12 protein-coding genes are annotated in these 14,883 nt (G+C 62.8%); 5 read left to right on the forward strand and 7 right to left on the reverse strand.

All coding sequences use genetic code 11. The features are described 5' to 3' along the window. The 7 genes from EN853_RS09700 to EN853_RS09730 form a co-directional block, all read right to left on the reverse strand. Nucleotides 1-166 (reverse strand): formate--tetrahydrofolate ligase (locus EN853_RS09700; RefSeq protein WP_135857301.1); only part of this gene is annotated, 166 nt, incomplete at its 3' end. A gap of 313 nt (nt 167-479) precedes the next feature. Next, complete coding sequence (locus EN853_RS09705) at nt 480-1,604, reverse strand: DUF2333 family protein (RefSeq protein WP_127858360.1); 1,125 nt, start codon at nt 1,602-1,604, stop codon at nt 480-482. Nucleotides 1,605-1,619: 15 nt separating this feature from the next. Continuing rightward, nucleotides 1,620-2,918 carry a DUF6638 family protein gene (locus EN853_RS09710; RefSeq protein ID WP_127858361.1) on the reverse strand — a complete coding sequence of 433 codons (1,299 nt, stop codon included), beginning with the start codon at nt 2,916-2,918 and terminating at the stop codon, nt 1,620-1,622. A gap of 45 nt (nt 2,919-2,963) precedes the next feature. After that, entirely contained in the window at nt 2,964-4,874 is a 1,911-nt protein-coding gene (locus tag EN853_RS09715; protein ID WP_127858362.1) for an AAA family ATPase, read from the reverse strand. 23 nt (nt 4,875-4,897) lie between these two features. Further along, the gene (locus EN853_RS09720) at nt 4,898-6,046 is read right to left on the reverse strand and encodes a hypothetical protein (RefSeq protein WP_127858363.1); all 1,149 of its coding nucleotides are present in this window, start codon (nt 6,044-6,046) and stop codon (nt 4,898-4,900) included. 31 nt (nt 6,047-6,077) lie between these two features. Next, complete coding sequence (locus EN853_RS09725) at nt 6,078-7,166, reverse strand: hypothetical protein (RefSeq protein WP_127858364.1); 1,089 nt, start codon at nt 7,164-7,166, stop codon at nt 6,078-6,080. Between the two features lie 356 nt (nt 7,167-7,522). Then, entirely contained in the window at nt 7,523-8,134 is a 612-nt protein-coding gene (locus EN853_RS09730) for a thymidine kinase (RefSeq protein WP_127858365.1), read from the reverse strand. A gap of 234 nt (nt 8,135-8,368) precedes the next feature. Between EN853_RS09730 and EN853_RS09735 the strand changes: the two genes are divergently transcribed. From EN853_RS09735 to EN853_RS09755, 5 genes are all read left to right on the forward strand, one after another. Further along, nucleotides 8,369-9,304: a choline ABC transporter substrate-binding protein gene (locus EN853_RS09735; protein WP_127858366.1), complete on the forward strand. Its 936-nt coding sequence runs from the start codon at nt 8,369-8,371 to the stop codon at nt 9,302-9,304. A gap of 117 nt (nt 9,305-9,421) precedes the next feature. After that, the gene (gene choW / locus EN853_RS09740; RefSeq protein WP_127858367.1) at nt 9,422-10,276 is read left to right on the forward strand and encodes a choline ABC transporter permease subunit; all 855 of its coding nucleotides are present in this window, start codon (nt 9,422-9,424) and stop codon (nt 10,274-10,276) included. Then, nucleotides 10,273-11,454 (forward strand): choline ABC transporter ATP-binding protein, encoded by a 1,182-nt coding sequence (gene choV, locus EN853_RS09745; RefSeq protein WP_127858368.1) that lies wholly within the window; start codon nt 10,273-10,275, stop codon nt 11,452-11,454. Before choW ends, choV begins: the two co-directional genes overlap by 4 nt. Nucleotides 11,455-12,015: 561 nt before the next feature. Continuing rightward, a complete protein-coding gene (locus EN853_RS09750) occupies nt 12,016-13,590 on the forward strand; it encodes an autotransporter outer membrane beta-barrel domain-containing protein (protein WP_168247747.1) in 1,575 nt (524 codons plus the stop codon). 171 nt (nt 13,591-13,761) lie between these two features. Next, entirely contained in the window at nt 13,762-14,799 is a 1,038-nt protein-coding gene (locus tag EN853_RS09755) for an MBL fold metallo-hydrolase (protein WP_127858370.1), read from the forward strand. Nucleotides 14,800-14,883: the final 84 nt, after the last annotated feature.

Below are 14,883 nucleotides of genomic sequence, written 5' to 3' on the forward strand. Positions count from 1 at the left end.
CCTTGTTGCCCTTCACCGATTTGATGAACTCGGCCGAGACCTTCGCCTTGTCGTGGCCGTAAGGCAAAAGGTGCTCGTAGGGGATGCCGATCTTGGCGCCGATCTCCTGGATCGGTTTCTTCTTGGCGGCGCGCGCGATCTCGATGTCGGATTTCACTTCGGCCATGACGGCTTTCCTCTGGATTGGGCGGTGGAGGGGAGGGGTTCGATCGTTGGTGCATGCTTAAAACGCCACCCGGACGCAAGGGCATGTTCTAACCCTGTCGCTGCGGCGGCGTCAACTTTCATGCAACTATTTTTCCTGCGAAGAAAGATTGCTGTTCCCGGCCGACCTTGCCAGCGTCTTCGGCGCGCGGTCGTTGGGCCGTATAGAAGCCAGAGAGGGTGGCGTTCCGCCGTCTCAAAACAGCCGCGCAATACGCAAAAAGCGACAGAGGCGACGGCGCAAATCCGCCAGCCCCGGCTGTCGGCAGCAGCCTTTACTGGCTTAGTACGTTGCTGATCTCGACCATGTTGGAGCGCACGCGCAGGATATAAAAGCCCATTGTCGTCAGATGCGTGGGCAACAGCCAGCCGTCCTCGCGGCCATTGGCGATGATGAAGGGCTGGATGCGCAGCGCTGAGACGAACTGGGCATCCATCGTATCCCACAGATTCTGCAGGTGCTTTTCCTTGATGACGTCCTCGAAGTCGGCCTGGGCGCCCTTCATCAGGCCATAATAGCCATAGAGCTGGCCGTAGGCGAACCAGAAACGGTCGTCGGCGCGGAAATCGAACCAGCCGTCATTGTGGTTCTCGGCGCGCTCCTTGAGGATGGCCGAGGTCGAGCCGATGTCGGACGAGATGCGGTCGATGTACTGCTTCAGATTGTCGGCACGGGCATCGAACGTCGCCTGGCAGGTGGCCAGCCTTGCGTTGAACGACCGCAGCTTGCGCACCGCGTCGCGGTAGTAGCTCGGCGTCGGCGTCTTCGGGCCAAACGGGTTGAGGCCGAAATACCAGGTGTATTCATCGAACTGCAGATTGCCGCGCGCGTCCTGCAGGTCGGCGTCGATCTGCGAGGTGGTGCGCACGCGGCCGAGGTTGTCGGCGAGCTCGGTCGCCGTACGGCGCACCGCCTGGTTGATGCCGCGCTGGAAGGAGGCCTTGTTGTCCATCCACGGCGTATGGTCCCAGTCGATGCCGAAGAGGCCCAGCTTGTAGAGGATCATCGACGAGATCCAGGCATTCTGGTTGACATTGAAGTCGGTCAGGTCCGCAGCCACCTGGGCGATCGCCGAGTTGCCGCAGGTCTTCGCGGTGTCGGTGCCGGCTCCGGCCGAGACCTGCTCGCCGGCCGAAATGTTGCGCTTCTCGAAGGTATATTTGTCGGGATAGTTCGGGTCGAAATTGTTCCACCACTGGGTTGCATAGAAGAAGTTGGCGTAAAGGCCGATCAGCACCAGAAGGGCCAGGCCCACCACCGCTTTCAGGATCCAGCCGCGCTGGCCGTACCAGCGGCCAACCCATATGAACGGCCACAGGATGATGCCGATGAAGAAGCCGATGCCGCGGCCGATCCATTGGAAAATCTGGGTGAAAAAATTAACGATCGGATCAAGCATGGCTCCCGTCACCCCTCAGTCAGTCAAGCCGTAAAGGCGCGCGCGGAACGCCGCCTTGTCCTTCAAATATGTGGTTTTCAGAACGTCCACAACATGCGATCGCCAGGCGTCGCTGAAGCCGTCGAAGTCCTTGTAGAAACCCGGTTTGTTGAAGACGTAGCGCGAGACGAAGTCCTGCGGCACGAAATCCGAGATCAGCTGGTTGGTGAGCCAGGCATCGGGATGATCGGGTTTGGCGCGCACGACCAGGAAGCGCTGGCGCGGCGGCACATCTTCCAGTTTCAGGTGGCCGAACTGGGCGATCTCACGCTTGGCGGCGTTGAGGAAAGGGAAGTTGCCGTCGCTGGCGATCAGGTCGGCATGGCCGAGGATCCAGGTCTGCAGCCAGACCTTGTCGACGTCCGTCAGGTTGCGGTTGGGCTCGGCGTCGCGGATCAGCGCCCGCACCACCATCTCGGCACGATGCTCGAGATAGCCCGAGGCCTCGATCCAGGAAGCGCGCGGCAGGTCAAGACGCCCGGTGGCGGCCAGGAAGCGGAACACCTTGTCGGCGTCATTGATCGACAGATAGCTCACCTGCCAGGGCCGCGAGCGGCGGAAACCCGGGGCGGCCGGATCGGAGATCACTGTCGTCACGTCAGGATCGACGAAGACGTAGAGCCCGCCGAAATGGCTGGTCCAGTAGGCATTGTGGCGGAAGATGACCTGGTCGGGCACCAGCGCGTTCTCGCGGATGTCGCCGCAGACCTTTGCGAGTTCCACCATGCGCTCAAGCATGGCATTGTCGCGCCAGGCGTCGGGCTCCAGCTTCAGCCGGTCGACCAGCTTGCCGAGCTCGGCCGCCTTGCCCAGCACATCCTCGGCCGACAGCACCTTGAACTCGACCTGGTTGATCGACAGCAGGTCCTCGATGTCGTTGACCTTGGGAATGGAGTCCTCGATCTCGCCGTAGATGACGTCCTTGATGGTCAGCGCGTCGATGGCGCGCTGGTTCCTGGACATGAACTCGAACATCAGCTGCGAGGTGTTGGAGAAGGCGGTGTGGACCACCGGCAGATCGATCTGCGAGGGCGTCAGGATGATGAAGCGGCGGTTGACCTCGTTGGGATCGAGATAGTTGTAGTCGCCACACTCCTCGGCGACCTCGGGCGAAAAGCCGGTGCGGTCGATCTGGAAGCTCTTCAGCTTGGTGGGCTCGAGGCCGAAGGCGACAAGCGCCTTGTTGTAGCGCTGGATGAGATGCGGCTCGTCGATTGCGAGCAACCTGCCGTAGATCAGCTCGTTGTCGCGCAGGAGGTCGGGTTTCTTGACCATTATTCCTTCTCCCCGTTCACGGGGAGAAGGGGAGGTCGGCGCAACTCACGCATTCCACAAGCCCTTCTTCTTCAACTCCTCCATCTCGCTCGCCGCGCGTTCGCGTAGCCGCGCATCGCGAAGGAGCTTCTCTACCGCCGCATCGTCGGACTTGTCGGAATAGCGGAATTCGGAATCAGCGTAGCGGTTGATCTCCTGCATGACCATGTCCATCGAAAAAGGCCCGCGCAGTTCCTCGATCATCGCCTTCTTGTCGTCGTAGCTCTTGTGCATGAAGGCTTCCGGCTTCTCGAACCAGTCGTCCGGCAGCTCGATGTCCATGGCGCGCATCTTGATGGCGTCGGTGACGTTCTTGATGGCGCGGCCGGTGAAGCGCGGCTCGGCGTCCTTGATCATGTGCAGATAGGTGCCGATGTCGGCCATGGTCTTTGGCGCGCCGTTCTCTTTCATGTAGCGCTCATAGACCTTCATCAGCCCGTCTTCCTGCGGCTTCTCATGCTCCTCATAGGCTTCGGCCACGGCGCGCTGGATCTCCTGCGCCGCATAGAGCTTGTGGTCGCCAAGCGGGATCTTGTGGTTCTTGCCGGCGAGCAGCACGAAGATGTCGATGTAGTCGTCGCGGGTCTGCGGCCCGTCGACCAGCCAGCGGGCGCCGGCGCGCTGGCGCAGCGCGTCGTCGACATTCTCGGGATAGTTGGAGAACATGCCGAAGGAGCAATTGCCGCGCACCACCGTGGACGCGCCGGCAAAGGCATCCATCAAGACGCCGGTGATTTCCTGCTGGCCGGCCGAGGCGCGATCGTCCGAGCGACGCGCCGCCACCTGGTCGATGTCGTCGATGGTGCCGAAGCCGATGGCGCGCGGGTTGAGAACGTTGTTGATGAACTGGCGGCAGTTCTGGCCGGACTTGCCCTGGTAGGACGAGATCTGGTCGACGCCGAAATTCTCGTAGGCGAAGGGATAGCCCGCGACCTGGCAATAGCCGTTGACGAGGCCGGCGATCATCTGGATCAGCGTCGTCTTGCCGGTGCCGGGAGCGCCGTCGCCGATGAAGGTGAACAGGAAGCCGCCGAGCTCGACAAAGGGGTTCAACTCGCGCTCGAAGTCGTAGGCCATCAGCATCTTGGCCAGCCTGACCGACTGGAATTTGGCGATGTGGTTGCCGACAACCTCTTCCGGTTTCTTGAAGGTCATCACCAATGGCTTCGAGCGCTTTCCGGGCGCGACGTCGAAGCCGTCGAGGGTGAAATCGTCGACGTCGATGCGGATATGCGCATTCTCGAACGCGCCGATGCCGTCGAAGCGGCCCTTCCTCGCCAAGAGCCCGTCGATGGCGACGCGGGCGAAGGCGCGAGCTCGCGTCATCAGGTCGGCGTCGTCCTTGGCGCCGGCAATCGCCTTGTCGAGCCCGGCCACGATCGACTTCACCGCATCCTGCGGCGTGTCGAAGAGGAAGTCGGGTTCGGGACTGTCGTTCGGCGCTTCGCCATCGCTATCGATCAGCTGGAAGAGGTAGGAGGCGAGACTGAAGGCCGAAACGTAAGCCGAGGCCGACAGGAGCCTTTTGAAGGCCGACGCCTCGTCGCCTTCGAGCGGCGCGCGCGCATTCTTCGACTGCAGGCTTTCGAGGTCCGAGCCCTCGGCGAAGACATCCGAAATGGCCAGCGCGATCGCAAGGCCGCGCCGGGCGCGGTAGAGAAGCGTGTGCTGGGGAATGGTCAGCAACTGGTCGTCGGGATGGATGGCTTGAACCGTCTTCGTGAGTTCCACCTCGCGCGTGCGGCGCACCGAGCCGACCGAGACGGTCGAGACGAAGCGGCGGTTGGTGCCGGCAAGCGCGGTGCCGGAGGAGCTAGACGGATCCTCCAGCACGACGATGCGGGTGATGAAGCTCTGTGCCGTGGCGCGATGCTTTTCGATTGCCGCTTCCGAGATCGTGGTCAGCCCGGTGTCCATGAAGGATGCTCCGCGGTTTGAAATCAGACGTCGCTGATGACCTGCCCGTTCGACAGGATGTGGACCTTGTAGCCGGAAAAGATCTTCTGCGCCTCGCCGGCGGCGTAGAGCGCCTGATAGGCCTCATGCGGGATCAGCGCGTGGTTCTCGTAACTCGAGACACCCTGGCGCGCCGCTTCGAGGTCGTCGGTGTTGATGAAGAATTCCTGCGTCGACTTCTCGCTGGAGAACAGGCCCTTGCGGCCGGGTTTCTCGGCCTTGGAAAAGACCTCCTGGATGGTCCAGGTGAGCAGCCAGGCATTTTCGGGCTTGCGCACCTTGGCCAGAACCTCGGTCACCGTCGAATTGTTTTCGGTGATGCCTGCCGAGTAGAAGGGGCCGAGCACGACGCGCCTGAGCTGCTTGGGGTGCAGCGGCTCGAAATCCTTGTCGAGGTTGACCGCGATGGTCGCCGGCGAGAGCGCATAGGCCGAATTTTTCTTGGTGAAATCGTCGAAGCGGTGGGCAAGCTCGGGGTTGAGCAGGCCGTCGACCGGAAGGGGAATGTCGACGCGCTCGTTCAGCTTGCCGGTACTGTCGTCGACAAGTTGGCGCACCATGCTTTCGGACGAGTCCTCCACCGTCACCATGTAGACCAGCGGCAGGTTGGCGCTGCCGTCAAATGTTGCCCAATGAACCAGGTAATAGGGCCGCATGGTCTTCGGATTGACCGAGACTTTGGCCGTCTGCGCCAGGATGAAGGGACCGAAGGTCGCCTCGCTCTTGACGTCCTCCAGATAGAGCCGCTCGGCCATCGACTTCTGGAGCGCGGCGGGAAACTCCTTGTGGCGCAGGATGAAGTCCGCCATCTCCTCGCGCAGCTCGCCGGCCTGCGGGATGTTGGCCAGGCGGCTATCTGCCTGGCGGCGGTCGTTTTCCAGCTCGAGCAGGTTCTGGAAGACCGGATAGCCGCTGTCGGCGCGCGAGATGCGGAACGTGTCCATGAAGCCGAGCCGGTTGCGCCAGCAGGCGAAGGACTTGTCCAGCCGGGCGATGTATTCGGCGACGATCCTGGCGACGATGCCGTGCCGGTAGAGCGGCGAGCGGTCGTCGCGCATGAACACTTCCAGCCCGCTCAGCGCCGCGGTGATGGCGGAGAAGTAGCGCGCCGCCGCTTCATTTTCGGGGGTCATGGCACTGCCCTGAAAAATGCCGTCACGCCGCCTACTGCTGCACGTAGTTGGCGGCGTTGTGCTTCTTCATCACCTCGTCGAAGCGGCGGGCGAAGGCATCGTCGGCGAGCTTCTTGCGGCGCTGGATGTCGGCCGAGGCCACCATGTTCTTCTCGTGCATTTCCAAGAGATCGCCGATGTGCTTCTGCGAGGCGGCGCCGATGCCGGCCATCGTCTCTTCGGCCGTATTGTCGACCTGGCTGCCAAGCGTGTTGATCTTGTGGGCGACATCCTGCTGGGCGGCGGTCTTGAGCGAGTCTTCCAGCGCCTTGTACAGCACGATGCGCTGCTCGGTGTCGATGGTCAGCTTGTTGATCAGCGTCGACTGCGCGGCGATCTGGTTGTTGAGAGAGTCCACGAACGTATGGAACATCGAGGTGTAGCGTTCCAGTGTCTGGCTTTCGGCGAGCAGTTCCTGCTCCTTGGCCTGCTTCTCGTTGTATTCGGTCGCCATCTTGGAACGCTCGCCTTCGAACTGGGTGCGCTCCTTCTGGCTGGTCGAGGCGGCGATCTTGTTCTCGATGTCGAGCAGCATCGGGTTGAGCTCCTCGATGCGCTTCTGCACCGTCTCCAGATTGGCCATGGTCGTCTTGCGGCGCTCGATCACCTGCGACAGGCTGGTTTCTGAGGTCTTGTAGCGCTGGTCGAGGATCTGCTTCTGGGCTTTCAGAATGCCGACAATGGTGTCGGATTTGGCCAGCAGCTCCTGCAGATTGCCGGCCAGCGACATGTTGCGCACGCGGTCGGTGCGCATGCGCTGCTTGCGCTGCTCCGAGAAGACGCCCACGAAACTTTCCCAGCCGGTGTAATTCTTCATGCTCTCGAATTCGGCGCCGAAGACATTGGTGGCGTCCTCCAGCCCGATGATCAGGTCGGCGATGTTGCCTTCCATGACCTTCTGTTGCTTCAGCACGTCCTCGATGCGGGCGTTCTCGATGTCGAAATTGGCGTCGCCGATCTTCTTGTCGGCCTGGGCGAGCGTGTCGAGCACGGTGCCGGACTGCTCGATCTTGGTGCGCATGTCCTCAACGACCTGCTTGGTCTTGGCAATTTCGGCATCGAAATTCTGCAATGTCGCCATAGGGGCCTCCCGCTTCGGCATCCGGTTTCGTGTCGCATGTGGCGGCGAATATATGTGGGGCCTCAGGGGATTGAAAGAAGGAACACAAGGAGAGACGCCAAAACAAAAGAATTGGTCAGGTCCTTGAAAGACAAGGCAAGCACGCTCATGGCGCGAGTAATGCGCCTCGCCCTCGGGCAGCTTTAGCTGATACGCCTCAAGCTATTGTTTTTGCGAACGGGGTGCGTCGCTGGAATGGTGCAGCGAAATCTCTTGTTGCGGATCGCCGCGAGATCAGCCGATCCCGTCAACCGGCCAACGGCTCGACCCGTCAGGCGATGACTGCCGCGCGGACAATCGGCCACGGCGCTCACTGTTCAATTGCCCGTAAAACCGATGAAGTCATCGGGCGCGGCCCTGCCCATTTCCTCTTCCCAGTGCCTGCGGCAGAGCGAGACATAGACATCCTTGCCGATCGCCACCTGCTCGCCCTGTCTCGCCACCTTGCCGTCGGGACCGAGGCGCACGACCATCGTCGCCTTGCGGCCGCAGCGGCAGATGGTGCGCACCTCGCGCAAGTCGTCGGCTATGGCAAGCAGCGCGCGCGAGCCGGAAAACAGCTTGCCCTGGAAATCGGTGCGCAGGCCATAGCACATGACCGGGATGTTCAGCCGGTCGGCGATGCGGGCAAGCTGCCAGACCTGCTCTTCCTCGAGGAACTGCGCCTCGTCGACGAAGATGCAATGCACGGTGGTGTGCTCGTGATGCTCGGCGACCCGGGCATAGAGATCGTCACCGCCGCGGAACATCTCGGCCTCGGCCTCAAGGCCGATGCGCGACGAGATCAGTCCGCTGTCGCCCTTGCGATAATGGCCGGCGACGAACAGCATCGTCGTCATGCCGCGTTCGCGATAGTTGTAGGACGCCTGCAAAAGCATGGTCGTCTTGCCGGCATTCATCGTCGCATAGTTGAAGTAGAGCTTGGCCATACGGGTCTTTAAGCTCAATTGCCGCGGCGCGGGGAGGGGGCGCTTGCTCCATCCACCAAAAACTCAGCCCCTGCCAGAAAGATCCCCGGCATGTCGCTGAATGGCCAGCGCGCGCCGTTGTTCGTGATGCGGCGCCGCTTGAAACCGCATCAAAATGGTGTTTGGCTGACGAAACAAGGCGGGCGCAAGAACCGTGGCTTCGCGGCGCCTCGAATTGCAATGGGAGAAAAGTTTATGTCGCGCATGAAATCCTTCGTCGCCGGCCTCGGCCTGGCGGCGCTTCTGTCTACGACCGCCGCCTATGCCGGCGATCCGGCAAGCTGCAAGGCGGTGCGTCTTTCGGATGTCGGCTGGACCGACATCCAGGCAACCACCGGGCTGGCATCGGTGCTGCTGACCGCGCTCGGCTACGAGCCGCAAACGATCCAGCTTTCGGTGCCGGTGACCTATGCGTCGCTGAAGAACAAGGACCTCGACGTCTTCCTCGGAAACTGGATGCCGTCGATGACCAACGACATCAAGGACTATACCGCCGACGGCTCGGTCGAGACGGTAAGCACGAACCTGACCGGCGCCGGTTATGGCATCGTCGTGCCGACCTATGTCGCGGACGCCGGCGTCAAGACGCTGACCGATCTCGGCAAGTTCAAGGACAAGTTCAACGGCAAGATCTACGGCATCGAGGCCGGCAATGACGGCAACCGCATCATCCTCGACATGATCAAGAACCCGAAGGACAATCTCGAAGGTTTCGAGCTGGTCGAGTCGTCGGAAGCCGGCATGCTGACGCAGGCCGAGCAGTCGATGAAGAACAACGAGTGGATCGCCTTCCTCGGCTGGACGCCGCATCCGGTGATGGGCGCCATGAAGATCACCTATCTCGACGGCATGGGCGACAGCGGCTTCGGCGCCGCGACCGTCTATACCAATGTTCGCAAGGGCTACACCACCGAATGCCCGAATGCCGGCAAGTTCATCTCAAACCTGAAGTTCAATCTCGACATGGAAGGCGAGATGATGGACGCGATCCTGAAGGGCGGCGATGCCCAGACGGTCGCCACCGACTGGCTGAAGAAACATCCGGACGCGGTCGCTCCCTGGATCGCCGGCGTGACCACTTTCGACGGCGGCGATGCGGCTGCGGCTGTCAAGACGGCGCTCGGAGGCTAAGCCGACTTGAGCCCGGTGTGATCTCCGGAAAAGGGCAGCCACTGGAGAAGGCTGCCCTTTTTCATATGCTGAGAAGACGACCGTCCGCCAGGACGGCGAAGGCCAAAGAGGGGAAAGATGGATCCGATTTCGAAATTCCTGATCGCCTACAAGATCCCCATAGGTCCGTGGGGGAAGGCCTTCTTCGGGTTCCTCACTGACAATTTCGACACCATTTTCAGAGCCTTCTCCAACGGCCTCAACTTTATCCTCGACGGGGCGGTGGACCTGCTGCTGGTGGTGCCGCCGGTGCTGCTCGCCCTGGTGGTCGCCGTCATCGCCTGGTTCCTGCAGCGCTCGCGCCCGCTCGCCATCGGCGTCTTCATCGGCCTCGTCTTCATCATCAACCAGAACCTGTGGAAGCAGACCGTGGAGACACTGGTGTTGGTGGTCGCCGCCGCCGCCGCCTCGATGGCTATCGGCGTTCCGCTCGGCATCTGGGCTGCGCACAAGCCGAAGGTCTACCGCTTCATGCTGCCGGTGCTCGACCTGATGCAGACCCTGCCCACCTTCGTCTACCTGATCCCGGTGCTGACGCTGTTCGGGCTTGGCAACGCCCCCGGCCTCATCGTCACCATCATCTTCGTCATTCCGACTCCGGTTCGTCTCACGCATCTCGGCGTCACCTCGGTGCCGAAATCGATCGTCGAGGCAGGTGAGGCGTTCGGCGCCACCAAAAGACAACTTCTCTGGAAGGTCGAGCTGCCTTCAGCCTTGCCCACCATCATGGCCGGCCTGACGCAGTCGATCATGCTGTCGCTGTCGATGGTCGTGTTCGCGGCCCTGATCGGTGCCGGCGGCCTCGGCACTGAAATCAACCGCGCGCTCGGCTCGCGCCGGATCGACCTCGGGCTCGAGGCCGGCCTTGGCATCGTCGTGCTGGCCATCGTGCTCGACCGGATGACCCGCATTGGCGTTGGAGGCAAGAAATGACTGTCGCCGTTGACTTCAAGAATGTCGATATCGTCTTCGGCGCCGATCAGGCGGGTTCGCTGGCGATGATCGACCAGGGCGCCACCCGCGCCGAGATCCTCGAAAAGACCGGCAATGTGCTGGGCTGCGCCGGCGCCAACCTCACCGTTCACGAGGGCGAGATCTCGGTGCTGATGGGCCTTTCGGGCTCGGGCAAGTCGACGCTGCTCAGGGCCGTCAACCGGCTGAACGTGGTGTCGCGCGGCCAGGTTCTGGTGAAGGACGGCGACCGCACGGTCGACGTCGTCGGCTGCGACGAGGCCACGCTTCGGCGCCTGCGGCAGAAGCAGGTGGCGATGGTGTTCCAGCAGTTCGGCCTGCTGCCGTGGCGTACGGTGGAGGAGAATGTCGGCTTCGGGCTGGAGCTTGCCGGCGTGCCGGAAGCCGAGCGCAAGGCCCGCGTGCAGAAGCAGCTGCAGCTGGTCCATCTCGATCAATGGTCGAAGAAATACGCGCATGAGCTTTCGGGCGGCATGCAGCAGCGCGTGGGCCTGGCGCGCGCCTTCGCTACCGAGGCGCCGATCCTCTTGATGGACGAGCCGTTCTCGGCGCTCGATCCGCTGATCCGCACCAAGCTGCAGGACGAGCTCCTGCAGCTCCAGGCGGAGCTGAAGAAGACCATCATCTTCGTCAGTCACGACCTCGAGGAAGCGCTGAAGATCGGCACCCACATCACCATCATGGAAGGCGGGCGTATCGTCCAGACCGGCGCGCCGGAAGACATCGTCCTGCGTCCGGCCAACGATTATGTCCGCGACTTCATCGCCAATGTGAACCCGCTCTCGGTGCTGACGGCGTGGAACGTGATGCGCGATCGCCGCGACCTGGAGCAGGGCGAGAATGGCTGGGTCTGGCTCGATCGTCGCAAGACGACGCGCTTCCAGATCGACGAGCATGGCCTGGTGGCGGCGGCCGAACGCGACGGCAAGCCTGCGGTGTGGGTGTCCTGCGCCGATGTCGAGCGCCAGCCGGAGGAGGGAGCGCAGGTGTTCTGGGCCAATCCCGGCACGTCGCTGAAGACGGTGATGCTGGCCATGCACCGCTCGCAGACCGCGCCAGTGGCGCTGTTCGACGAAGGCTCGCGCTTCGTCGGCGCGATCGGCATCCGGGACGTGCTGAGCGCGGTGCTCAGGCGATAGGTCTGTCCGCGCGCGTCCACCCGAGGTCTGGGTGCTGCCTCCGGCTTGTTTTTCGCTCCTGCCGAGCGCAGAATTCGCTTGTTGCGTGCCCATGCGAGGGGGATACCGACGTCGCATGCTGGGCTTTCCGGCGCGGTTGCGCTGTCAATTCTCGCCGCGGTCTCGCTTGAAAGCGGCGCGGCGCGCTGCCAAAGTTTTGTCATCGGCAACGGCGTGACTGCCGGCCAGCAGACGATGACCGGTGCCGGCGACGCCGGCGTGGTCAGCCCAGCGGGAGCGATCGAAACTTTTGGCGCCGGCGTCGATGCCGTGCGGATGTTCGGCCCAGACCAGAGATTCACCAACCGTGGTCTGGTTGAAACGTCGGGCGGCGGCGCCATCAATGTCAATTCACAAGGCCCCGACGCAACAATCCTCAATGACGGGGCGATCCTAGCAATAGGCGATGCTTCCATCGGCATACTGTCCGAGGGCGAGAACGCGCGCATCGTCAACAACGGCTCGATAGAAGCACTTGGTGTCGCCACATACGGCATCATCAGCGATGCGTCCGGCGGGCGTGTGGACAACCGCGGCTTCATCGGTGTTGCCGGCGCGGCGGCCGCGGGCATCATCGGCGCCGGGCCGGACCTGACGGTTTCCAACAGCGGCTCGATCGAAGCCTATGGGGTCGCGGCTGCCGGGATCCTTTGGCAGAACAGCGGCCTTCGGCTGGACAATTCCGGGTCGATCTTCGTGTCCGGGCTGGCTTCCATCGGTATCGGCGCTGTTGGCAATGACATCCAAATCGTCAACAGCGGCGCCGTCACCGTTTCCGGCGCAGGCGCGACAGGTATCGGTACCCTGTCCGGCAATGCCACGGTCACCAATTCCGGTACGGTCGTCGTGGACGGCGCGAGCGCAGTGGGCATCGCCGCGCTCGGCGACAATTCGATCATTACCAACTCTGGTCGTGTGTTCAGCGACCAGAGCGCGGCAATCTTTTTCGGCGCGCCTGGAGCCACGCTGAACCTTTTGGGCGGCACGGCGCTCCAGGGACCGATCGTCTTTTCCGGCGGCGGCAACACGGCGACCTTCGGCCCCGCACTGAACGCCGTCATGAGCTTCGCCGGAAGCGGGCCGCCGCAAACCATCCGAGCCGGCGGCAGGCCGTACGTGACAAGCGGCGACACTGTGGCGGTCCTGGACACAACCGGGTCTGCGAGCGCTGGGCCGCTGATACAAGATCTCGTCAACGGCTTAGCCGGCACCGTCGAGGCGCGCATGCCTGCCCCAAGCGGCGATGCGCTTGCGCCGAATAACGGTCCAGACGCCTGGATCTCCACATTTGGCGGGATACGCTCCCAGGGCGGTTCCGGCGCATCGGCTGGATTCGGCGAGGCGCTGGGCGGTATGGTCGCCGGCGCTGAAAGGCGCTCTGGAGACGGCTTCATGGGTGGCGTGCTGCTGGGAGGTGCTGCCGGATCGACCGACGTCGACGACGACGCGCAGGAAATCGTCCATCGCAGCGTATTTGCGGGCGGCTATCTGGGCTATGACGCAGGAACGCGCTTTGCTGAGGCGACTTTCGTTGCCGGCGTGCTGCAGGAGCGGAGCCGCCGCCGTGTCGCGAACAACCTGGTGCTCGGCGGCGTCGAGACGGCGCGAGCCGATTTCAACAGCATCTTCCTCAGCCCGTCGGTTACGCTCGGCACGCGGCTGCCGGTCGCGGCCGGCACGCTGATACCCAGCGTGCGGCTGCGTTACGTGGGGCTCTTTGTCGACGACTACGCGGAGACCGGCTCGGACGGCGACCTCGCGGTCTCGGGGCGCGACGTCAACGTGTTCGAGGCGCGTGGCCAACTCGCCCTGGCTTTGGCGCCTGCCAGCACGCCGGGCCAGACTTGGCAAACCACCCTTCGTGCCGGGATCGATGCGATCGGGCAAAACAGCGGCGACTTGTCGGCGACGCTGCTTGGCCAGGACATCTCTTTTGCCGCAGGCGGCGGAGAAGCGGTGTTCCGCGGCTTTGCCGGCGCGGACGTCGCGGCGGAGTTGGGCGCCGGCATGACCCTGAATGCCGGCTTCGAGGCAGGCTACGGGAGTGACAATGCCTTCACTGTCCGAGGCCAGGCCCGCCTCAGCAGAGCCTTTTGAGGGGGTTCCCGACAAATCCAGCCGCCGGCGCATGCATGTCGAGACCGTGCAAGGAGCATCTGCCCCGGCATTTTTCGAAATCCATTCCGATTCCGCTGTTCTATGAGGTAGGATATTGCCGCGACCGCGCGGGCGGTGCCCGACGGTGCGAATGCAGCGGGGTATGCGGCAATGATCTTCCGACAGCTCTTCGATTCCGTTTCGGGCACCTATTCCTATCTGCTCGCCAGCCGCCGCGGCGGCGAGGCGCTGATCATCGATCCGGTGCTGGAGAAGGTCGAACGCTACCTGCAACTGGTCAACGAGCTCGACCTCAGGCTGGTCAAGGCGGTGGACACACATCTCCATGCCGACCACATTACCGGCCTCGGCGCGCTGCGCGACAGGACGCATTGCGTGACGGTGATGGGCGAGCAGACCAAGGCCGACGTCGTGTCGATGCGGCTTGCCGACGGCGACAAGCTTGCCATCGAGGGGCTGGCGCTGGACGTCGTCTACACGCCGGGCCACACTGACGATTCCTACAGCTTCGTCCTGCCGGACCGGGTCTTCACCGGCGACACGCTGCTCATCCGCGGCACCGGCCGCACCGATTTCCAGAACGGCGATCCGCGCCAGCAATATGAATCGATCTTCGGCCGCCTGCTCAAGCTTCCCGACGAGACGCTGATCTTTCCGGCGCACGACTACAAGGGCGAGACCGTGTCGACGATAGGCGAGGAGAAGGCCTTCAATCCGCGCCTGCAGGTGAGGTCGGTCGACGAATACGTCGACATCATGAACAATCTGAATCTGTCCAACCCGAAGATGATGGATGTCGCGGTGCCCGCCAACATGCGGGTCGGGCTGCACCAGGACGATATCGCCAGCCGCGGCTGGTCGGTGACCGCCGAGCAGGCGCTGGCGCTGGTCGGTCGGCCCGATGTGGCACTGATCGACCTGCGCGAGCAGTCGGAGCGGGAACGCCACGGCGTCATCCCCGGCGCCATCCATCTGCCCTACACCCGGCTGCAGGAGAACATCGCCGCCGGCGGCATGCTGCATGAGCTGGCGAAATCGACGGCCAAGCAAATCCTGTTCTACTGCGCCTTCGGCGAGCGATCGGCGATGGCTGTGCAGGCAGCGCAGGATGTCGGGATATCGAACGCCAAGCACATCCAGGGCGGCATCGATGCATGGCGGAAGGCAAGCGGCCCGCTCGTGCATTAGAGCGTTTCAGCGATTAATAGAATCGCCGAACCGCCCTAAGTATTTGTTTTTACGCAATTCCGGACGGAAAACCGTTACACACTT

Origin of the sequence: Mesorhizobium sp. M1C.F.Ca.ET.210.01.1.1, assembly GCF_004791585.1 — a bacterium.
GTDB lineage: Bacteria > Pseudomonadota > Alphaproteobacteria > Rhizobiales > Rhizobiaceae > Mesorhizobium.